The sequence below is a fragment of the Longitalea luteola genome (assembly GCF_017356035.1).
In the GTDB taxonomy this organism is placed as follows: Bacteria; Bacteroidota; Bacteroidia; order Chitinophagales; family Chitinophagaceae; genus Niastella; species Niastella luteola.
The window spans coordinates 148,823-169,763 of the sequence record NZ_JAFIQX010000007.1; the positions used below are offsets into that span (position 1 = coordinate 148,823).

Annotated in this window: 19 protein-coding genes and 1 pseudogene; 16 read left to right on the plus strand and 4 right to left on the minus strand. The window is 44.8% G+C overall.

Annotation, left to right across the window (positions count from 1 at the left end; translation table 11 throughout):
* Window positions 1-19 precede the first annotated feature (19 nt).
* Window positions 20-484: a hypothetical protein gene (locus tag JUB15_RS17935; protein ID WP_207513879.1), complete on the plus strand. Its 465-nt coding sequence runs from the start codon at window positions 20-22 to the stop codon at window positions 482-484.
* A 519-nt stretch (window positions 485-1,003) separates the two neighbouring features.
* On the plus strand, window positions 1,004-1,216 hold the full coding sequence (locus tag JUB15_RS17940) for a hypothetical protein (protein WP_242696404.1): 213 nt from the start codon (window positions 1,004-1,006) through the stop codon (window positions 1,214-1,216).
* A 539-nt stretch (window positions 1,217-1,755) separates the two neighbouring features.
* Here JUB15_RS17940 and JUB15_RS17945 read toward each other — a convergent pair.
* Window positions 1,756-2,223, minus strand: coding sequence for an MBL fold metallo-hydrolase (locus JUB15_RS17945; RefSeq protein WP_207513880.1), 468 nt, complete (start codon window positions 2,221-2,223; stop codon window positions 1,756-1,758).
* A 662-nt stretch (window positions 2,224-2,885) separates the two neighbouring features.
* Between JUB15_RS17945 and JUB15_RS17950 the strand changes: the two genes are divergently transcribed.
* Together JUB15_RS17950 and JUB15_RS17955 are read left to right on the plus strand one after the other, a co-directional pair.
* Window positions 2,886-3,488: a hypothetical protein gene (locus JUB15_RS17950; RefSeq protein ID WP_207513881.1), complete on the plus strand. Its 603-nt coding sequence runs from the start codon at window positions 2,886-2,888 to the stop codon at window positions 3,486-3,488.
* Between the two features lie 76 nt (window positions 3,489-3,564).
* A complete protein-coding gene (locus tag JUB15_RS17955; protein ID WP_207513882.1) occupies window positions 3,565-4,272 on the plus strand; it encodes a hypothetical protein in 708 nt (235 codons plus the stop codon).
* A gap of 45 nt (window positions 4,273-4,317) precedes the next feature.
* On the opposite strand, the gene JUB15_RS17960 is transcribed toward JUB15_RS17955, so the two are convergent.
* Window positions 4,318-4,770 (minus strand): VOC family protein, encoded by a 453-nt coding sequence (locus JUB15_RS17960; protein ID WP_207513883.1) that lies wholly within the window; start codon window positions 4,768-4,770, stop codon window positions 4,318-4,320.
* 231 nt (window positions 4,771-5,001) lie between these two features.
* Between JUB15_RS17960 and JUB15_RS17965 the strand changes: the two genes are divergently transcribed.
* From JUB15_RS17965 to JUB15_RS17990, 6 genes are all read left to right on the plus strand, one after another.
* Complete coding sequence (locus tag JUB15_RS17965) at window positions 5,002-5,475, plus strand: c-type cytochrome (RefSeq protein ID WP_207513884.1); 474 nt, start codon at window positions 5,002-5,004, stop codon at window positions 5,473-5,475.
* Window positions 5,476-5,513: 38 nt separating this feature from the next.
* On the plus strand, window positions 5,514-7,541 hold the full coding sequence (nosZ, locus tag JUB15_RS17970) for a Sec-dependent nitrous-oxide reductase (protein WP_207513885.1): 2,028 nt from the start codon (window positions 5,514-5,516) through the stop codon (window positions 7,539-7,541).
* Window positions 7,542-7,618: 77 nt separating this feature from the next.
* Complete coding sequence (locus JUB15_RS17975) at window positions 7,619-8,656, plus strand: nitrous oxide reductase accessory protein NosL (protein WP_207513886.1); 1,038 nt, start codon at window positions 7,619-7,621, stop codon at window positions 8,654-8,656.
* Complete coding sequence (nosD, locus tag JUB15_RS17980) at window positions 8,653-9,882, plus strand: nitrous oxide reductase family maturation protein NosD (protein WP_207513887.1); 1,230 nt, start codon at window positions 8,653-8,655, stop codon at window positions 9,880-9,882. The genes JUB15_RS17975 and nosD overlap by 4 nt, the downstream gene beginning before the upstream one ends.
* Window positions 9,879-10,649, plus strand: coding sequence for an ABC transporter ATP-binding protein (locus tag JUB15_RS17985; RefSeq protein ID WP_242696405.1), 771 nt, complete (start codon window positions 9,879-9,881; stop codon window positions 10,647-10,649). The genes nosD and JUB15_RS17985 overlap by 4 nt, the downstream gene beginning before the upstream one ends.
* A gap of 9 nt (window positions 10,650-10,658) precedes the next feature.
* Window positions 10,659-11,426 (plus strand): ABC transporter permease subunit, encoded by a 768-nt coding sequence (locus JUB15_RS17990; RefSeq protein ID WP_207513888.1) that lies wholly within the window; start codon window positions 10,659-10,661, stop codon window positions 11,424-11,426.
* Between the two features lie 11 nt (window positions 11,427-11,437).
* Here JUB15_RS17990 and JUB15_RS17995 read toward each other — a convergent pair whose 3' ends face one another.
* Both JUB15_RS17995 and JUB15_RS18000 read right to left on the minus strand, forming a co-directional pair.
* Entirely contained in the window at window positions 11,438-12,370 is a 933-nt protein-coding gene (locus JUB15_RS17995; protein ID WP_255539649.1) for an alpha/beta fold hydrolase, read from the minus strand.
* 180 nt (window positions 12,371-12,550) lie between these two features.
* Window positions 12,551-12,904 carry a hemerythrin domain-containing protein gene (locus JUB15_RS18000; protein ID WP_369411554.1) on the minus strand — a complete coding sequence of 118 codons (354 nt, stop codon included), beginning with the start codon at window positions 12,902-12,904 and terminating at the stop codon, window positions 12,551-12,553.
* 41 nt (window positions 12,905-12,945) lie between these two features.
* On the opposite strand from JUB15_RS18000, the gene pncB reads away from it, so the two are divergent.
* The 6 genes and pseudogenes from pncB (at window position 12,946) to JUB15_RS18025 (ending at window position 20,933) form a co-directional block, all read left to right on the plus strand.
* Window positions 12,946-14,121, plus strand: a complete 1,176-nt coding sequence (gene pncB / locus JUB15_RS18005) for a nicotinate phosphoribosyltransferase (RefSeq protein ID WP_207513890.1) — start codon at window positions 12,946-12,948, stop codon at window positions 14,119-14,121.
* A 12-nt stretch (window positions 14,122-14,133) separates the two neighbouring features.
* A complete protein-coding gene (locus tag JUB15_RS18010) occupies window positions 14,134-14,862 on the plus strand; it encodes an FRG domain-containing protein (RefSeq protein ID WP_207513891.1) in 729 nt (242 codons plus the stop codon).
* Window positions 14,863-15,000: 138 nt separating this feature from the next.
* Window positions 15,001-15,609, plus strand: a complete 609-nt coding sequence (locus tag JUB15_RS18015) for an RNA polymerase sigma factor (protein WP_207513892.1) — start codon at window positions 15,001-15,003, stop codon at window positions 15,607-15,609.
* 88 nt (window positions 15,610-15,697) lie between these two features.
* Complete coding sequence (locus tag JUB15_RS18020; RefSeq protein WP_207513893.1) at window positions 15,698-17,062, plus strand: FecR family protein; 1,365 nt, start codon at window positions 15,698-15,700, stop codon at window positions 17,060-17,062.
* 436 nt (window positions 17,063-17,498) lie between these two features.
* Window positions 17,499-17,777: pseudogene (locus tag JUB15_RS28875) on the plus strand (STN domain-containing protein); the annotation flags it as partial.
* Window positions 17,775-20,933 carry a SusC/RagA family TonB-linked outer membrane protein gene (locus JUB15_RS18025; protein WP_439651006.1) on the plus strand — a complete coding sequence of 1,053 codons (3,159 nt, stop codon included), beginning with the start codon at window positions 17,775-17,777 and terminating at the stop codon, window positions 20,931-20,933. The pseudogene JUB15_RS28875 and the gene JUB15_RS18025, both read left to right, overlap by 3 nt.
* Window positions 20,934-20,941: the final 8 nt, after the last annotated feature.

A 20,941-nucleotide genomic window follows, 5' to 3' on the forward strand; every position in this document is an offset into this window, starting at 1 on the left:
TAAATTTTGGAAATATAAAATGGTAAAGGAAAATCAACGTATAGGGACTATTAATAAGCATGATTTAAAAGGCTATAGAACCTTTCAGTTAATTAATTGTATTATTGATACGGTTGACCTCATTGGAGTGTTTGAATTAAAAGTATATTTGATTATAGAAAACTGTGTAATCAATAATTTCGAAATTCATTCTTGTTGGTTTGTACATGGGTTATTGTTGAAAAATAGCATAGTTAAAAACTACGTGGATTACCAAATGGGAGGGCACAATAAAAATCCAATAATTATTGAAGGGAATGTGTTTTCAGGCTTTTTCAATTTCTTTGATTGTCAATTTGAAGACATTGTAGTGTTAACAAATAATGTATTTGAAAAAGGAACAAACTTGTTAGGCAATACAGGCGAAGGTTTTGAAAATAGTTTTGCCTCTGGTTTTTCGGTTGAAAATAATGTGGGAAAAGTTAATATTAATGGAATTGGGTAGTGTTCCGTGAAGGCCTTTTTCTCCCAAATGAAAATGTTGCCAACACAGCCGCGGGTCTAACTATAAATAGTCAATTATAAGAAAAGGCTATTGAGCTTATAGAGCAACATTCTGCAAAAGAATAACGGAGTAAATCCCGGGATAATTTCTTATGTGAATATATTCCGGGTGCAATCGTTACTGATAGATTTCAAACAATTGAAGTAGAAAATAAGTCGAGTCAGAGCAAAAAGTACTCAATAAGTGGCCTGCAATATGGTAGAGCTGAGAATAGAGGGGCGTTATTGAATGACGTTATTTGACCTCGGGAAATTTTTTGACAATACGAAACTGTAACCTTATCCGAAAACTTGAACGTATTACTGTTTTTGTGCATAATAAGACGCTGAATAAACCGTGCAAAAGCAAACGCAAGATTATAGAATTAAAAATAAAGAGAGCCGGATTTGATAGCTGCCCGCAATGATGAAATTGAAACCGCTCAAATCGAATAGCGTTAATAGAAAAATATAATTGTTTATGAAGCGAATTCTGTTCGTTCTGGCATTACTGTGCCTTGAAAAAACTCTCCATGCCCAAACCCCATACATCTACACCATCAAAGCCGATAGTGTGAAGATCACCAACACCTGCGATACCGCAGAGTTGATCATAGAGAACCATACACAAAATGTGCCTGGGTTCTTATTTAATAAAGGCAGAGGTAGATCTGAGTTCAGTAATAGGCGGTGATACCATTCATTTAGGCAGGGGGGATAAACATTTTGGTAATGCAGATCTGTCCTTTACTGGTGACCGCATTCATAACGGAGCCTTTCATTCAATAAATCTTACCAATTTTGGTGGCATTGGCTTTAAGTCTAATACAACAGATGGTATATTGAATGCTGATATGATCATGGATACAACGAACGGTTATAGCCTTGTGTTAAAAAGTACGCCAGAGCCAGGCAAGGACTCGGCTTACTTCTCAGTATATGAATACGGAATATGTTAACCTGGATGCACACTGGTTTAATTTTTGGGGTGAAAGAGGACCAATGCAGGCCAAAGGACAAGATGCTAATGGTGATGTGCCGGAAATGTTTCGAAGCAAGGAAATGTGTATATATACGATGTGCAATTGAATGAGGACGTTGATTTGAGGTCATCATTTCAGCCAGTTGCTTTCTTTGCGTCTCAAAATCGCCGGAAAAGTCGCGCAGGTCAGGCCGGCCTACATCTCCGATCAGCAGTGAATCACCAGAGAAGACCGCAATGTCCTGTCCATTTTATGCCAAAACTACTGAGATGTGATCAGGCGCATGGCCCGGTGTAAACAATGAGCGCAATACCACCTTTGCTGATAGTTTTATAACATTCCCACCATCAAAGGCAGTTCCCGGGTAACCAGGTTTTGTGAGGCTGCTGCAATACACCGGCACGCGAAGGTATTTATGTAATTCCAGGTGCGAACTCACAAAGTCGGCGTGCGGATGTGTTTCAATGATCCCCACGATCTCAGCATTGTGTTTTTTGGTGTAGTCCAGGTATACCCGCGGGTTTCGCTGCGGGTCTATGACAATCACTTTCTGATCAGCCATCACTGTATAAGAGTAATGGGCTAAGCCTTTATATTCAAATTGCTCAATGACATAATTGTCAGCAGCAGCAACCGTTGTAGTGAACAGTTCTTTCGGATCTGTTAATGACAGGATGCCTAAACCCGCCATGTTGTATATAAATGTTCTTCTTTGCATTGATGCTGATTAAATGTTGGCAAGTTATTACAAAACTTAGGTTAACGGCATCTTTCTCTATCTCGCAATTAACCCGGCAATTTGATCGACTATCAGATATACCAGAATGATCACCAATGAAGCGGACTATGTTGTTAGTAATGCACTTGTTCAAGATCAAGAAAATACTTCTTTAACATCCTTTTTCAATGGAGCCATGCAAAGAAAATTAATACTTTAACGTCTCAGTATAAATTAGGAATGTGTTCGAAAACATCTAACGTGTTGGAATGATTTTTTATATAAAATAAACAAACCATGCATATGGGTTCCGTATTTTTACGGTGTAAAAAACGTGAAAAACACCTATTTTAAAAATGGGTACTTTTTGAACTTCGAGTTAAATGTATTAGACAGTAGTGTAAAAAATGAAGTTTTCAAAAATATGACATCCAACTGTTTGTGTAAACTTTTTAGTGCTCTTTGCCTAATTGCAACCCTGTTCCTGTCAGCGTGATCATGTGTTTTAGCAACCTGGTAGTATATTTTGTATGTAAGAAAAAAAAATATAAATTACAAGTGTAAAGCCGCATTTGAGTGATTTCTAAGTTGCTATCCTTTACCTATGTTCAAACTCCTTGATTAAACTCTCTGATAATTGCGGTAATTTAAATGAATCAGATATGGGAAAGCATCATCATTCAAAACAAAAAGCAATACAAGGTCGCACTCAAGGTAAAGGATTGTGTGTGCCATATAATAAGGATAACACTTTATATCCCCAAAAAGCTTCAATTTCTGGTAATATGATGATTACAAAGGGCGTTACTGAAGCACCTGTAGATAACAACAATTCTACATGTTTCTCAAAGAGCACCCCAATGTATAAAGGCAACGATAAACAACTGAGTCAGGAACAAACTAAACTGGTAGAAAGCTATTTATCATCTTTGCGTGCAGTCACGGTTCCTGAGAACGCTGACTATAAGTTAAAAGCTGAAGTTGTTCCATTTGACCAGGGAGTAGCTATCCGTATCGAGTATGGTAAGAAGGATGGCAATTATTATAACAATCCCAAAGAGAATATTGTAGAAGCATCTCTATACTTTGGAATTGATCTTAATCAATACTTGTCTGATTTTAAACTAAATAGGCCTGAATTAAATCGCACATACGTAATAAATAATAGGAAAAAGTTATATTTGATTAAAGGTTTTGCACCTGAAAATTGGGGTAATGCAGGCGTGCAACGAGATATTGCAGCCATTAAAGGATCTAGTTTATAAATGCCTCAATATGTTGTAAAACCAGATGTTTAACTAATCAAATATATTTTTTAACCTAGACCCATCTCATCCTGCCATGCGCGGTACCTCCACAGAACCGCAGGATCATCGTAGTCATTCCAATATAATTGAGCGGATAAAAGCAGCTTTCCGAAAAGGCAATAACGTTTGTGTTATTGAATTACCGGATGTCGAGCTTATTGTTATTTCAAAAAATGGCGATGATAACCGTAATAATAATGATCAGGCACACGAACTTAAGTCACTGGCAGAAGTATTTGGGCATGTAACCTATTATAACAATTCGGTGACACAGAACACTTACAATACGAACTCGAATAACACGAACTCATTTAACAACGCTGCCAGTTCATTCAACACAAATACTAACACAGGTTCCGGAAAGCAAGATGTAAGTACTGAAATTGAAGTTAAGCCTTCAGGCGCGATATCTCCAGACTCTTCACAGGCCCCTGTTACTAAAATGAAAGGTACAGGAATTGTTTCTCAGTTGATACTTCCCATACTACTTATACTTTTCGCCGTTGGCTGTTTTATCCCTCAAAATATAGAACCAGAATGGGGTAAAAATTTGATCTTCCTTTTGTTGGTTGGATTGGGTGGCTACGTTTGTTTATTAGTGCAAAAAGCTTTCGGTTCAAAAGCATTGCTGACAATAGTGGTTATTCTTGTTATTCTATTATCTGTTGGCTTTGGAATAGCTAAGCCGAACACAGTAATGGGAACAATATACAAGGCAGTTAAAGACCTTTTAATAAAATAATTATTCGCCAGCCTGTCGCAAACACATTTTGTACGCAGCACTCACTCATTTATTACCAAGTTCTTCTGCCAGTCCGATAAGAAGCCCTTCAACTCCCCGAATGTAGCAGAGCCGGTACGCATTCTCGTACTGAACCACTTCTCCCACCAACTGAGCGCCAAACTTCGTAAGCCTCGACACCATTTCATCGATGTCTTCAACGGTGAACATAATACGTAAATAGCCCAGCGCATTTACAGGAGCAGTGCGGTGATCTGCTATGACCGCCGGGGTGATGAATCGCGAAAGCTCAAGCCGGCTATGGCCATCCGGGGTAACCATCATCGCTATCTCTACGTTTTGAGATCCCAGTCCGGTTACGCGGCCGGCCCATTCGCCTTCAACAGCGCCCCGGCCTTCGAGCTTCAGACCCAATTCAGCAAAAAAAGCGATAGCGTCATCCAGCGATTCTACTACGATGCCAACATTGTGCATTTGTAATAATTTACTTTTTGCCATAGTCTTGTCTGTTTGTAAAGTTTCCTTCAATGTACCGAAAAAATAGTTAAAGCTGAGAAAACATCTGTTACGAGGAACGAAGTTCCTGTTCCTGCGGGTTGTAAACAGGTAAACCTGACAAATATCAGTCAGGCAGTTGATGCCTGTCACCTGTAACAGCCATGCGCCCAAATACATTTGTTACATAAAAGATACTAATGTCTTTTATTAAGTAACTCACAATGTTATACGATGAAAAGAAAATCTTTATTCACGGTCGCCTTTTTGCTTACAGGATATTTGTTATTTACCGCCTGCAACGATCAACAAAGCGGCGCAGCACAACATGCGCAGAACGCTGAAACAGCCACGGAACAACCGGAAACGCATGGTTCTGAAATAAAACCGGAAGAAGTTACTTTAACTACACCGCTTAACCAGGAATGGGTATCCAATGGCAAAGCGATCTATGATATGAAATGCCAGTCGTGCCATAAGCTCACTGATGAAAGATTGGTAGGCCCCGGCTGGAAAGGCGTTACCCGGCGACGAGAACCGCACTGGATCATGAATATGATCACGAACGTAGATATGATGCTGGAGAAAGATCCGGAAGCGCAGAAATTATTAGAGCAATGTCTTGTTCGCATGCCTAATCAGAATATAGCGAAAGAGGATGCCCGCCAGATCCTTGAATTTATGCGATCCAATGATGGCGTAAAATAAACCGTTACAACCCTTCATTTCATTTTAAATAAAGTAACATGAAATTTTATGATTTCAAAACCAATACGGTTTTGATACTGGCATCGGTTTGCCTGGCAGTGACCCAAAGTTGTAAACCCAGAACCGCCCAGTCTGCTGCAACCGGTGATGCCACCAAATCGTTTGTAGCACCTGGCAAATACGATGAATTTTATAATGTCGTTTCTGGCGGATTTAACGGTCAGGTTGCCGTATACGGTATTCCATCCGGCCGTTTGTTCCGTATCATACCGGTGTTCTCCCAGTCGCCCGAAAGCGGCTATGGCTTCAGCGAAGAAACAAAACCCATGTTAAATACGTCCCACGGTTTTGTACCCTGGGACGACCAGCACCATATCGCTCTTTCGCAAACAAAGGGCGAACATGATGGCCGCTGGGCCTTTGCCAATGGCAATAATACCCCACGTATCGCCCGCATAGACCTTACCACCTTCCGCACCGCTGAGATTTTGGAGATCCCGAATAGCGCCGGCAACCACGCTTCTCCATTTATCACCGAGAACTCTGAATATATAGTGGCGGCTACCCGTTTTAGCGTGCCATTGGATGATCAGAATGGTGATGTTCCTATCAATACGTACAAACAAAACTTCAAAGGTTCCATAAGCTTTATATCCATCGATCCATCTTCCGGTGAAATGAATATCGCTTTCCAGATCCGCACACCGGGAGTGAACTTTGACCTTTCGCGCGCCGGCAAAGGAAAATCGCATGGCTGGTTCTTTTTCAGTTGCTATAATTCAGAAAAGGCCAATACGCTGCTGGAGGTGAACGCTTCTCAAAAAGACAAGGATTTTGTGATGGCGGTGAACTGGAAAAAAGCAGAAGAATATGTAAAAGCCGGCAAGGGAAAAAAACAACCGGTCAAATATGCGCACAACGTATATGACGAGAAAACCCATACGGCGACTTCGGCTATTAAGAATGAAGTGCTGGTGCTGGATCCTGCCGATTGTCCCGACATGTTATACCTGATCCCATGTCCTAAATCACCACACGGTACCGACGTGGATCCTACCGGCGAGTATATTGTAGCCTCCGGTAAACTGGCTGCCAGCATCCCCGTATTCTCCTATACAAAGATCCAAAAAGCGATCGCAGAGAAGGCATTCGATGGTGAATACGACGGCATCCCTGTAATTAAATATGATGCTGCTTTGCATGGTGAGGTAGTTAAACCCGGCCTGGGCCCGTTACATACAGAATTTGACGGGAAAGGCAATGCCTACACGTCGATGTTCGTTTCCTCTGAGATCGTTAAGTGGAGCATCAGCGATCTGAAAGTGCTGGACCGGGTACCTACGTATTATTCTATTGGTCACTTATCAATACCTGGCGGACCAACAGCAAAACCGCACGGCAGGTATATGATCGGGTATAACAAGATCACTAAAGACCGCTACCTGCCTACCGGTCCTGAATTAACACAAAGCGCCCAACTGTATGATATCAGCGGTGAAAAAATGAAATTGATCCTTGACTTTCCTACCACCGGCGAACCGCATTATGCAGAAGCTTTGCCGGCCGGCATGCTGATGGACAAGCAACAAAAGATCTTCAGGATCGAAGAGAATACCCACCCGTATGCTGCTAAAGGCGAAGGTCATACGAAGGTGGAACGCAAAGGCAACCAGGTGCATGTATGGATGACGGCGATCCGGTCGCATCTGACGCCTGATAATATCGAGGGCGTGAAAGTGGGGGATGAGGTATATTTCCATATCACTAATCTTGAACAGGATTGGGATGTGCCGCATGGCTTTGCTATAAAAGGGGCAAACAACGCCGAGATCCTGATCATGCCCGGAGAAACACAGTCCCTGAAATGGGTGGCCGACAGGGCCGGTATTTTCCCATTCTATTGTACTGATTTTTGCTCTGCCCTGCACCAGGAAATGTCTGGGTATTTAAGGGTGTCACCCTCAGGATCCAATGTAGCATTGCATTATAGCACAGGTACCAATAAACCCGCAGTAAACACACAAGCCGCACCTGTAAATGCCGGTGCCCCTGCAGGAACTGAGTAATAACTACATGGTAGCGTTTTCATTGTACAAATGCTTCCGGGGTGTAACAGTCCCGGAAGCTGTTTAAAGAACGGAAGATGAACAAGATGAGTTCTATATCCAGGATGCTGATCGCAATAGGATCGTTGGTAATGATCGTTATGTACTTTGTTCCTGTATGGTCTATTTACCTGATCGCTCCCCAATATCCTGAAGGATTATCCATGCAGATCTGGCTGAATAAGATAACCGGGCAGGTAGAGATCATCAATGGGTTGAACCATTATATCGGAATGAAGCATATCGAAGCTGAGATGTTCCCGGAATTTACATTCCTTGTTTACATTTTAGCCGCATTCATTTTGTTTGGGTTGGTCATTGCCGTCACCGGCCATCGCAGGTTGCTCTTTGTTTATCTTATGTTTTCGCTGGTTGGCGGCGTAGCTGCGTTGGTTGACTTTTATATGTGGGGTTATGACTATGGCCACGACCTGGACCCTACTGCTGCCATACAGGTTCCGGGCCCGTCGTATCAGCCGCCGGTTATCGGGCACAAAAAACTTTTGAATTTTGATTCTTATTCCTACCCAGATACGGGTGGCTGGATAATAGTTGTTGTAACCGGCCTCTTCTTTTTAATATGGTTTCTTGAATGGCGCAGGAACCGCAAACAAAAACCAATGACCCACACCCGACAAACGGCTTTTGCAGCCATGACGATGATGATCTTTTTCCTGGCTGGCTGCACTCCCAAACCCGAAAAAATTTTATTTGGAAAAGATAACTGTGCTGAATGCAAAATGACCATTATGGATCCAAAGTTCAGCGCCGAGATCATAACCAAAAAAGGTAAAGTGTACAAATTTGACGACGTCCATTGTGTGGCTGCCTTTTTGGAACGGCGTGACGTGGAATTAATTAATATCCATCAAACCCTGTTCACCGATTATAATAACAGCAATGAGTTCGTGCAGGTGACATCGGCAGAATTCGTGGTCAGCAGCCAGCTAAAAAGCCCGATGGGTGGCAATGCTGCCGCATTTAAGAACAGAGCAGCAGCGGAAGAGAAAGCTGCCGGATTGGAAGGAAGTAAAATTACCAACTGGGCAACGCTTTATAATATTCTTGTGAAATGAAATGGCTGTTAACCATATTGTTCGTTTTTACGCTGGAGCAGGTTATTGCCCATACGATCGTTGTTGGCAGGAACAGGCACATCAGCACCTTGCGGCAGGGAATCACAGCAGCAAAAGACGGTGATACTGTTTTGCTCAATAAAGGAACATACAAAGAAGGCAATATTATAATTAATAAGGCCATTCATTTAGTAGGGATCGGAGCGCCCGTACTGGACGGTGATAACAAACATGAAATTCTTACATTGACCGGAAAGAATATTGTCATCAAAGGCATTCACTTCGCCAATGCCGGGTATTCATCGATGAATGATTATGCTGCTTTGAAAATAATTGAGGCGACAAATATTCTTATCGAACACAATGTTTTTACGAACGCCTATTTCGCTATTCATATCGCCAATTCAACGGGCTCCATTGTCAGGAACAATATTATAAAAGGTCCTGATAGATCGGAACATTTATCCGGCAATGGCATCCATCTGTGGAAATGTGAGAACATGACCATTGAAAACAACTCGGTGCAGGGCCATCGGGATGGCATTTATTTTGAATTTGTGACCGCATCGATCATTAAAAAAAATATCAGCGAAGGGAATATCAGGTATGGTTTACATTTCATGTTCTCGCATAATGATACCTACCGTGATAATATTTTCCGGAATAATGGGGCAGGGGTGGCCGTCATGTACACTAAAAATGTGCGCATGGAGAATAATGTGTTCGATAAGAACTGGGGACCCAGTGCCTATGGCATTTTGTTGAAAGATATTTCAAACAGTTTCATCAAAAACAACCAGTTCATTCAAAACACAGTAGCAATACAGATGGAGGGCAGCAGCCGTATAGATATAGGTAATAATTTGTTTAAAGCAAATGGCTGGGCGTTAAAAGTACAGGCCAGTTGTGACGGCAATATTTTTCATCATAATAATTTTTTCGGCAATTGCTTTGACGTTGCCACCAATGGCACCAAAACGCTGAACAAATTTTCCAGCAATTTCTGGGATAAGTACGACGGCTACGACATAAATAAAGACGGTATCGGCGATGTACCGTATCACCCCGTCAGCATGTATGCCATGGTGGTTGAGCAAAATCCGGCCACCCTTGTGCTGATGCGGAGTTTTATGGTCTCATTGTTGGATAAAGCGGAGAAAGCCATCCCCTGCCTTACGCCTGAAAACCTGATAGATAATAAACCTGTGATAAAACCGAACAAATGATGATCCGGATCGAACACCTGAAAAAGCGTTTTAGAAAACTGCAGGCACTGGATGATATCAATGCCCTGTTCAGCAGCGGACAGGTGGTATCATTGATCGGTCCCAATGGTTCAGGTAAAACTACACTGATCAAATCAATCCTGGGTATGGTTAAGCCGGATAGTGGTTGTATTTATGTAGATGGGAAGCCGATAAACGGCGATCCAGCATATCGCGGCAACATTGGCTATATGCCGCAAATCGGACGATATCCCGACAATATGCAGATCGGCCAGTTGTTCAGCATGATGAAGAACATCAGAAAGGCGCCTGAAGCATCACTGGACAATGACCTCCTGGTAAAGTTCAACCTTGTTTCCATTTTTGACAAGCCAATGCGTACGCTCAGTGGGGGAACGCGTCAAAAAGTAAGTGCAGCGCTGGCGTTTTTGTTCAACCCTGATATTTTGATCCTGGATGAACCTACTGCCGGCCTCGATCCGCTTTCTTCCGAGCTATTGAAAGAAAAGATCATGCAGGAAAAGAAAAAAAACAAACTTATTCTTATAAGCTCGCACGTCCTGAGCGACCTGGATGAGCTCACCAGCCATGTCATATACTTACAGGAAGGCAAAATGATCTTTCTGAAAGATATTGCCACTTTACGCCAGGAAACCGGCGAAGACAAACTGGGTAAGGCAATTGCGCGGGTTATGCGCGGAGGGAAAAAGGAAGCATTATGGATCGATGAAGTGCTGGCTGTTAAGGAATCCGAAAAACTACCCTAAAAACAGGTTATGCTGAAACTATCCCGATACGTATTGTATGATATCTTACGCAGTAAAGTGATCATTGTGTATACACTGTTCCTGCTGACTGTTTCATTTAGTTTGTTTCAACTGGAAGAAAACAACAGCAAGGCTATCCTCAGTTTATTGAATATCGTACTGATCATAGTGCCGCTGATCAGCATGATCTTCACTACCATTCATTACTATAATTCGTATGAGTTCATAGAACTGGTGGTTTCGCAGCCGCTGAGCCGCAGCAGGATCTTGCTGAGTGAATACAGCGGCGTGGCTTTATCATTATTAAGCGCTTTTTTTATGGGCGTTGGCATTCCTGTACTGTTATTCTCATTTTCCGAGACCGGGCTCGCGCTCCTGTTCACCGGAGCGGCCCTCACGCTTATTTTTACCTCTCTTGCATTTTTGGCCGCTGTGAGCGCCAGGGACAAAGCAAGAGGCATCGGCGTTGCCCTGCTGCTGTGGTTTTATTTTGCTTTGATCTATGATGGTCTTGTCCTGATGATCTTATTCAGCTTCAGCGAATACCCGATGGAGAAGTTTACCCTGCTGCTTTCTGCACTCAATCCCATCGACCTCGGCCGGATCTTCATCATGCTGAGGATGGATGTAAGTGCATTAATGGGTTACACCGGCGCGCTGTACAAAGATTTCTTTGGCAGCGGCACAGGAACACTTTACACGACAGGCATTATGCTAATATGGATCGTATTGCCATTGTTGCTGGCGCTGCGGATCTTTAAGAAGAAAGACCTGTAAACGGTGTTGTGTCAGGTACCCCGCTCCAAATGCTTTTTCAAAAAGCTCAACTGGTCGGTTACCACTGTTTCAAAGCCTTCTTCATGATACATAGTGAAGTGATCGTAGGGATATTCCCTGATCTCCGCATTTGGCGATCGTGAGAATATTTTTTTTACGAAGTTGTTATCCACTTCTACGTCTTTAGTGGAAAGGGATACGCATATTGGTGCTTTAATACGTTCTATTGTTCCATTTTTATAGCTGGGTAGTTTAAACAATACCCGTGCTGCCACCTTATTTTGCCAGGTAGGGCTCCCTTCAGCCAATATTTTGAAACGATGTGCCAGGGAAGGATCTGTAAAGATCGCTTCTCCGGCTTTTCCATAAACTTTGATGTAAAAAGGAGGTAAGCCGAATAAATTTCTTAAGCTATCAAAAATGGCCGCTCCCAGAAGGCGTACGGTTGAAGTTATGATCTGCCGTTGAGAGGCATTTGCGGCCTTTGCCTTGGCTTTTACATTGGTTCCTTTGCGGGCATCCAACGCCGGCACATTACAGATCACCGCGGCAATGTCATGATCTGTTGAAGCTGTTTGCACTACGTGACTGGCGCCCATGGACGTACCCCACAAAGCAATTCTTGTTTTGTCAATTCCCGGTTGATTGCGCACCCATGTCACCGCATTTTTCAGGTCGGTTCTTTGCTTTTCTGTATCGATGACCTGCCTCGGTTCTCCATCGCTTTCTCCCAGGTACCTGTAATCGAATATAAATGCGGCAAATCCTGCTTTCGCAAACCGTTCCGCAAAATCAGGCAGGATCCAATCCATGGTTCCTGAAAACCCATTAGCGAATACAACGCAAGCCAGCTTGTCTGTTTTAGATATGGGTAAATATAGCCTGCCTGAACAGTTTGATCCGTTTGAATCAAAAGACACTGCAATCGCGTCAACGCCTGTCATTATATTATAATAATGTTGGTTATGAATTGATCTGATTATTGCATACTCAATTTAAATAGAATATCTCGATTTCCGTTACCTCGTTCTTACGTCAATGGATGGATGTGAAACCGCCTTTCACCCGGCTTGCCAGGGAAAGGCGGTTATAAAAAGATAACACGCTAGAGCATTCAGGCAAACCTAACCAATAAGCTCTTTTTCCAGTTGCATCGCTTTCAGAAAAAGTATATTGTTCTCTAAATGAATATGCAGGTGCAGATCATTTTCAAGCTCCTGCAATTTATGATATAATAACCGGTAGGTATTGCAGGCGCCTTCGGGGGCATGGTAATCATTGGTGATGGTTCTGATCGTTTTCAATATGTCTCCCGCAATTTCGTGCTCCATATGCATCATGGCAAGCGGTCCTTGCGCCATATGCCGGTCTCTTACCCTGGCAACCAGTTGCAAAATAATGTCGCGGTTCTCATAAAAGTAGTTGTGATGCTGGTTGTAAATATAATCAGCCAGGAAGCCGGCATCCAGGCCTGGCACAAATTATGGATGTTGATGCCTGTCAACAACCTATAACATATATGGAAAGCCATATGCCCGTGTCTATGCTCGATAACGATTTTTACAAGTTCACTATGCAGCAGGGAGTCATACGGTTATTCCCTTACGCTAAAGCCCGTTACCGCTTTATTAACCGCGGCCGCCATTCCTTTCCGGCCGGGTTTGCCGGCCATTTGCGCAAAGCGGTGGACGACATGCGGTTGTTGGCCCTGAGCCGGGAGGAAAAACAATACCTGCAGGCCACCTGTCCCTACCTCGACCCGCTGTACCTCGATTTCCTGGAAGGCTACCGGTATGATCCGGCTGAGGTGGTTATTACCCAGCATGGCGACCAGGTGGCAGTGGATGTGGAAGGGTCATGGTACCGTTGCATTTTATGGGAGGTGCCGCTGATGTACCTCATCTGTGAACTGTATTACCGCCAGGGCCAGCCTGCCCGGATCAGCGACGATAAAGTGATGGCCCAAACCGCCGCCAAGATTGGCAGCTACCGGGAACTGGGCGTAACCGTGGCCGAGTTCGGCACCCGCCGCCGGTTTTCGTATGACGTGCATCACCTCGTTCTGAAAGCGCTTCGTGCATACGGCGAAGGGGCTTTCGTTGGTACCAGTAACGTGCACCTGGCCATGCAATACAATACAAAACCCATCGGCACCCATGCGCATGAATGGTTCATGTTCCATGCTGCCCGTTATGGTTTTACTATGGCCAATGCCATGGGCCTCGAACATTGGGTACAGGTGTACCGCGGTGACCTCGGCATCGCCCTCGCTGATACGTATACATCGGATGTTTTTTTCAGCCAGTTCGATAAAATGTACGCTAAACTGTTCGACGGCGTGCGTCACGACAGCGGCGATCCGCTGGTGTTTGCCGATAAAGTGATCGCTCATTACCAACGCCTGGGTATAGACCCGTTATCCAAGACCATTATCTTTTCTGATGCGTTGAACTACGAGAAAGTAGCGCGCATAACGGAACATTGCCGGGGCAGGATCAATATGTCATTTGGCATTGGCACCAACCTTACCAATGATGTAGGGCCGCCGGCCCTGAATATCGTTATTAAAATGACGGAAGCCTGCCCGCACGGAAAGGGCTGGACGCCTGTAGTAAAACTGTCTGATGAATATGGCAAATACACCGGCGACGAACAAACTATTTTACTGGCTAAATCGAGCCTGGGTATTCACTGACAACATCACATCATGAAAGAGGTAACAGTTGAAACAATAGGAGATTACCTCTCCTTTATCAAACAGCATAAAAGCGGTTTTCAGCCAGGCAGCGAATTGCAGGATGTTGTATTTCGCGGGCAGGCAGGTGATTTCCCGCTAATGCCTAAACTGGGCCGGCTGCATGCAAAAAAGAATATCCTGGAAGCGGAAAAGCAAATGCTCCATGAGTTCAAACGCAGCAATCCCCTGCTCATCCAGCCGCATGGTGCCCTGGACGACTGGGATTATCTTACGCTCGGCCAGCATTTCGGACTACCCACGCGGCTGCTCGACTGGTCAGACAATGCCTTAACGGCGCTGTGGTTTGCCGTTACCTCGCGGCCAGGTGGTTATAGCCAGGAACATCCTGCCGGTATTGTATGGATGCTGATGGCGGCTGAAGACGACTTTGTGAAGAACATGAACGAGATCCATCCCTTCGAAGTACCGGAGACAAAGATCTTCCGGCCACGGCTTATCAAACAACGCATCAACAACCAGTCAGGTATCTTCAGCATTCATTCTTCAAACGATATTGTCGATAAACGGTTGCTCAATGACAACAGCAGGTATCAGAAAAAACTGGTCAAAATGAAGATCCCGGCGGAAAAGATCCCCGACCTGCTGAACGACCTTAATACGCTCGGCGTAAATGCATTTTCCATCTTCCCCGAACTCGAAGGATTGTGCAGCTACCTTCAATGGCGGTTCTTCGAATAGAACGGCGATATAGCTCTTCACATCCTGCGCGGGAACAAGCCCGATCGCCGCATCATACCATTAAAATATACCCATCATTTTCAGGCAACCTTCCTTTTGTGCTAAAATTAAAGTAAGTTTACACGCCTTAGGGATAAAGTGTTGGATAATAGGCAAATAAATATCGAAAAAGAGCTTTTCGCCCGCGTAGCACAGGGAGATGAAGAAGCATTTAATACATTGTTTCACTCCTATGTACCCCGTTTACACCCCATCATTTTAAAAGTGACCCGGTCTGAAGGTGTGGCAAAGGATATTATCCAGGAGGTATTTCTGTATTTATGGATCGACAGGGAATCGCTGGCCGACGTTGAGGTGCCGCAGAACTGGATCTTTAAAATTGCCTATAACCGGTCGTACAGCTGGCTGGCGAAACAGACATCCCGCAATCGCAAGTACAGCGAATTCAAAGCGCAAAACCCCGCCGAAGAAGAGGATAGTCTCGAGCATATCGTGTCTTTAAATGAAACCGCCCGGCTCATCCGCGAGGCCACCTCCTTATTACCCGAACAGGCCAGGCGAATTTTTCTGCTAAGCCGCGAAACGGGATTAAAAGCGGCAGAAGTTGCCGATCAATTGCAGATTTCAGTACAAACCGTTCGTAACTCACTCGTTCGCTCCGTAAAGTTCATCAAGGAGTACCTCGCCGAACACGGCATTTTGCTACCGGCCGTGCTCATCGCCGGAATTATTTTGCCTTTTTTTTGACATCAATAGGTATGTTTTCTTTTCTCATGGTACATTATTATAGGTGGCGGTGTGCAGCCCGCTTTTTTTGCCTACAATTACTAGTGTCATGGATACATTTCTTAAAAACGAACTGCTTGGCCTGCTGGAGAAAGCCCGGGCTGGTAATGCCTCCGGAGATGATTATGCCCGGATCGCAGCGATCATCAATGCCGACCAGACCGGAGAGCTGATCGCCGAAGTTGATCATTTTCTCGAACAGCAGGAACCTGTATCCTCCCCCCATATCGATCCTTATGACCACCCTTACTGGCAGCAGGCTTTCCAGGAGATCATCTCAGAGGTCAGAGGTCAGAAGTCGGAAATCCGAAGTTTGAGGTCAGAAGTCGGAAGTCAGCAATCAGCTATCAGCAATCTTAGATCGGTGATCAGCCGTCGCTGGTGGGTGGCTGCTTCTATTCTTGTGTTGGTTTCCATGGGTACTTATCTCCTCGTTAAAAAAAATAATACGCCGCAACCACTGGCCGGTCCCACTGAAATTTTACCCGGAAAAGACGGCGCCATTTTAACCCTTGCTGATGGGTCCGAGGTCTTATTAGATACCATTCATAATGGCGTGGTAGCCCTGCAGGGCGGCACTACTGCGAGGATTGTCAACGATACACTTATATACCAGGGCAGGGGAAGCCAGGTGGTTTACAATACCATGTCTACCCCCAGAGCGCGTAAATTTCATGTCGTACTGCCCGACGGTACAAAAGCCTGGCTGAACAGCGCCAGCTCCATTCGATATCCCACCACATTTACCGGTAATGAGCGCAGGGTTTCCGTAACCGGCGAAGTGTATTTTGAAGTAGCCACGCAGCGGCTTCGGTCGGGCCTCAAAATGCCTTTTAGGGTGAACGTGAATGACCGGGCGGAAATAGAAGTGCTGGGAACACATTTCAATGTAAAGGCTTATGAAAATGAGCCGGTCATCAATACGACCTTACTGGAAGGTTCCATTGCTATTACGTTGTCTCCTAAACAACCTGCCCAAGGCGGTCAAGGTAAAAAGGGCCAGGTGGATAATAGCCAAAGACTCATACTGAAACCCGGTCAGCAGGCACAGATAGTAGTTGATGAAAAGAAATTGGCGGTGAATGAAGCGCAGGCAACAGACAAAGCGGCGAAAACGGCAACTGGCCGGGAAGCGCAACCAGGCGTTTTTGTCAACAGTGACACCGATATAGATAGAGTGGTGGCCTGGAAAAACGGGGTCTTCGACTTTAACAACATTGCCTTTGAAGATGGGATGCATCAGCTCGAGCGCTGGTATAATATAGAGGTCATTTATGAGAATGGCATTCCTACGGATGTTGAGCTGAGCGGAAAGATGACCAAAGATGTTACGTTGAATGAGTTGGTGATCATCCTGGAGAAGATCGGCGTGCAATGCCGCCTGGAAGGAAGAAAATTGTTAATTCAACATTAATCAAGTCCACACCATACCTGCCTTATCTTATCCGGCGGCCTGCCATCAATGAAGTGCAGGTCCGTGCTCGATACGTTTGATCTTGTAACTGCCGCTACAGTGCGCCACACCTGCATAGAACGGCTACGGAAAAGTACTTATAAGAAAGAATAAAACTGCTTAAACAAAACGATTGCCATGCAAAAAATACAAATTACATAATAGCTGGTGGGTAAAACCAAACCGGAAGTGCTGACGACACTTCCGGAAGTAAGTTCAGTTGCCCAAAACGAAAGTCTCTTATCTCCATTTTTTAACAACCAAACGTTTGCAACTTATGCAAAAAAAATCAATTGGTTCCGGATTTTCTATGCCCTGCCTGGCCGTATTTACAGAACGGTTGCCAGAGTTTGGGTGTAGGGGCACCGGAGCGATCACCAAAACGTTGCTTCGCGCGATGAAATTGACCATTTTTTTTATTGCCATTGCAGTTTTCTCGGCCCGGGCGGAGGGAACAGCCCAGAACATTACCATCACCGGAAAGAACCTGCCGCTGAAGCGGGTTTTTGCTGCGATCGAAAAACAGACGGGTTATGTGATCTTCAATAACAAGCGTGACCTGGATGATTCAAAAACGGTGACCATAGCGGCCAACAATCTTCCGCTGAAGGATGTGCTGGATATCATCCTCAAAGACGAGCCCCTGGAATATTCCATCACGGGTAGAACAATTGTGCTGTCGCGCAAGGCGCCGGCGTTGAATACGGATCATCCGGAAATAGCCCGGATACCGATTACAGGAACCGTTGTTGACTCAAAAGGATCGCCGCTCGACAATGTTTCTGTAGTGATCAAGGGAAAGAATAAAGTAGGCACGACGACAAATGCGTCGGGCGAATTCAGGATTGAAGCGAACGAAGGCGATATCCTCGTTTTTTCAATTATCGGCTACCTGGAGCAACAGGTTACCGTGGGAAAGAACACGAATGTAAGTATTACGTTAACGCCAATCGATGCGAAACTCGAAGAAGTGGTTGTGGTTGGTTATGGTACTACCAAACGCAGAGACCTTACCGGCGCTGTTGCATCGGTAAAACCCGAGGAGATCACCGCCCGGCCTGGTCCCAACCCCATGGAGTCGCTGCAGGGCAGAGTAGCCGGCCTGGATATTACCCGTTCATCGGGCCAGCCTGGCGCAGGCCTTAATATCCAACTGCGTGGTAACCGATCATTCACCGCCAGCGGCACCCCATTATTCATTATCAATGGCCTTCCCGGTGATTACGCCACGCTGAACCCGTATGATATCGAATCTATTGAAGTATTGAAAGACGCCTCTTCCACGGCTATGTATGGTTCTGCCGGTTCGAACGGCGTAATTATTATTACCACCAAAAGTGGTAAAGCAGGAAAATTAAGCATAGATCTCAATACCTATTATGGTTATAACGGCTGGTCGGTTACGCCCAAAATGCGTACGGGAAATGCCTACCTGCAAACCAAACGCGATGCGTACAGTTATGTATGGGATGCTGCGAATAAACAATGGACAAGAACCGGCGCACTCTGGCAATCGGAAGCCAACGATGAAGCCATTTTTGGTTCACAACGGTACGCCACCTTCCAGGAAGGTTATTTTGCCGATTGGGCAGATCTGTTCCTGCAAAAAAATGCCGCCACCCAAAACTACAGCATAGGCGTTTCAGGCGGCAATGACAAGACCAAAGGCTATATATCGTTCAACTATACAGATGAAAAAGGGCAATACTATGGCGACCGCTACAAGCTCTTTGCATCTACGATGCGCATAGATCATAAGGTGAGGAACTGGATCACGATCGGAAGCAGTCTGCAGGCATCGTATGTAGACAGGGATAAAGCGCAGGACAAACTGGAGAACGCGCTGGTGACCGATCCATTGGCAAGGCCCTATAAAGCCGACGGAACACTGAACCCTGATCTTGGTAATAACGTATACAACCTGTTGCTGAATAACCAGCCCGGCGTATATGGTAACGTAGATAACAACCTGCGCCTGTATATAAATCCCTACTTCGAGATCAGGCCATTGAAAGGGCTAAGTTTTTTGTCGCGCCTCAGCACCTGGCTTAATTTCTCCAATACCTACCGGTTCGATGGTATAGGTTCAGTGAATTATACGTATACCAATGCCGGTATCGCCAAAGCGGAAGTATTACAAAACCGCCAAACCGGTTATCAATGGGAGAACATCCTGACCTATAATTTCAAAGTGGCGAACGACCACGCCTTTACGGTAACAGGAATCACTTCCTGGTATGATAACCGGAATACGAATACGACCATGAACCAGAGCAATATCCTGTCGAACAATTTCAAATGGTACAAGTTTACCGGTGATGTAAACACGACAGCGACATCGTCTTATACCATGTCAAGGACATTAGGTTTTATCGGACGTTTGAATTATTCATACATGGGTAAATACCTGTTGCAGGCTTCTGTGCGCCGCGATGGATCATCTGTGCTGTATAAAGACAACCGGTGGGATAATTTTCCGGCAGTTTCTGTGGGCTGGAGAATATCTGACGAAGCGTTCATGGAAGGTACCACCGCCTGGTTGAACAACCTGAAAGTGCGGGTAGGCTGGGGTATTACAGGTTCCGCAAAGATCGATCCTTACAGTTCAGTATCCAACCTGGAGTCAACCAATATGTCGCTGGGTGGTGTAACGCAGCCTATTTACCGCAATTCGCAGTTTATTACAAACCCGGAATTAGGCTGGGAAAAATCGTACAATACGAATATTGGTGTGGATGCGGCCTTCTTCAAGAACCGGATCGACATGTCGTTGGATGTATATACGACGAAAACGAAAGGCGTTATCTGGAGTGTTACTTCTCCCATCATTTACGGAACATACAGACCCGGTACACAATACCAGACTTTCCTCAATGTATGCGAAACGCAGAACAGGGGTATAGAACTCGCATTGAACACCCGTAATATAGTTACCAGGGATTTTACCTGGAATTCATCCGTTGCCTTCTCTTACAACAAAGAGAAGATCCTGCAGTTAACAGGTGGCGTTGCCAATAATATTACCAACGATGTGTACTCACTCACCATCGGTCAGCCCATCAGGTCTTTCCGGAATTACAAGCTGGATGGCGTATGGCAGATCGGTGAAGAGAATGATGCCGCCGTATTCAACAAACGCCCGGGCGACCTGAAAGTGAATGTTCCGGGTATGACCCGCCTCGAAGAAGGTGTGTATGTAAAAACAGCGGCGGATGGTACAGAGACTTACTATTATAATGAACTGGCGGCAGCGCAGAAATTCAATCCCGCGCTCACAGACGCTGCAAGAAAATATTCATACAGCGCCAACGACTACCAGATCCTGGGTCATAACACGCCCGACTGGTCGCTTGGGTTCCAGAACAGTTTCAGCTACAAAAATTTCGACCTCACCATCTATTCCTATTTCAGGTGGGGGCAGATGATCAACTACAATATGATGGGCTGGTATCAGCCGAATGCATTTGCCACCAATGCAAGCCCTTCCAGAACCATTCCTGAGCATTTCAATTACTGGACACCAACAAATCCAACCAACGACTTCCCGGTGATGAATTACCTCGAGACCAGTTCAACCATGACAGGTTTTTCAGGTTTGAACTATGTGGATGGGTCTTTCTTCAAGATCAAGAATATTACGCTTGGTTATACATTGCCCAAGGGTTTGTTAGAAAGAATGTCCATTCAGCGCTTCCGTTTGTATGGTACTATTACAAACCCGCTGATCATTGCCAGGAGCCATTATTTAAAGAACTATGATCCGGAAATGAACGGTTCGCTCGAGTATCCACTGACCAAACAGGTTGTAGTGGGCCTGAATGTGACACTTTAATTGTAGAA

What these genes read in the sequence shown, in the direction of transcription:
- JUB15_RS17935 (WP_207513879.1), top strand. Translation starts at nt 20, where the DNA reads ATGGTAAAGGAAAATCAACGTATAGGGACTATTAATAAGCATGATTTA.
- JUB15_RS17940 (WP_242696404.1), top strand. Translation starts at nt 1,004, where the DNA reads ATGAAGCGAATTCTGTTCGTTCTGGCATTACTGTGCCTTGAAAAAACT.
- JUB15_RS17945 (WP_207513880.1), bottom strand. Translation starts at nt 2,223, where the DNA reads ATGCAAAGAAGAACATTTATATACAACATGGCGGGTTTAGGCATCCTG.
- JUB15_RS17950 (WP_207513881.1), top strand. Translation starts at nt 2,886, where the DNA reads ATGGGAAAGCATCATCATTCAAAACAAAAAGCAATACAAGGTCGCACT.
- JUB15_RS17955 (WP_207513882.1), top strand. Translation starts at nt 3,565, where the DNA reads ATGCGCGGTACCTCCACAGAACCGCAGGATCATCGTAGTCATTCCAAT.
- JUB15_RS17960 (WP_207513883.1), bottom strand. Translation starts at nt 4,770, where the DNA reads ATGGCAAAAAGTAAATTATTACAAATGCACAATGTTGGCATCGTAGTA.
- JUB15_RS17965 (WP_207513884.1), top strand. Translation starts at nt 5,002, where the DNA reads ATGAAAAGAAAATCTTTATTCACGGTCGCCTTTTTGCTTACAGGATAT.
- nosZ (WP_207513885.1), top strand. Translation starts at nt 5,514, where the DNA reads ATGAAATTTTATGATTTCAAAACCAATACGGTTTTGATACTGGCATCG.
- JUB15_RS17975 (WP_207513886.1), top strand. Translation starts at nt 7,619, where the DNA reads ATGAACAAGATGAGTTCTATATCCAGGATGCTGATCGCAATAGGATCG.
- nosD (WP_207513887.1), top strand. Translation starts at nt 8,653, where the DNA reads ATGAAATGGCTGTTAACCATATTGTTCGTTTTTACGCTGGAGCAGGTT.
- JUB15_RS17985 (WP_242696405.1), top strand. Translation starts at nt 9,879, where the DNA reads ATGATGATCCGGATCGAACACCTGAAAAAGCGTTTTAGAAAACTGCAG.
- JUB15_RS17990 (WP_207513888.1), top strand. Translation starts at nt 10,659, where the DNA reads ATGCTGAAACTATCCCGATACGTATTGTATGATATCTTACGCAGTAAA.
- JUB15_RS17995 (WP_255539649.1), bottom strand. Translation starts at nt 12,370, where the DNA reads ATGACAGGCGTTGACGCGATTGCAGTGTCTTTTGATTCAAACGGATCA.
- pncB (WP_207513890.1), top strand. Translation starts at nt 12,946, where the DNA reads ATGGAAAGCCATATGCCCGTGTCTATGCTCGATAACGATTTTTACAAG.
- JUB15_RS18010 (WP_207513891.1), top strand. Translation starts at nt 14,134, where the DNA reads ATGAAAGAGGTAACAGTTGAAACAATAGGAGATTACCTCTCCTTTATC.
- JUB15_RS18020 (WP_207513893.1), top strand. Translation starts at nt 15,698, where the DNA reads ATGGATACATTTCTTAAAAACGAACTGCTTGGCCTGCTGGAGAAAGCC.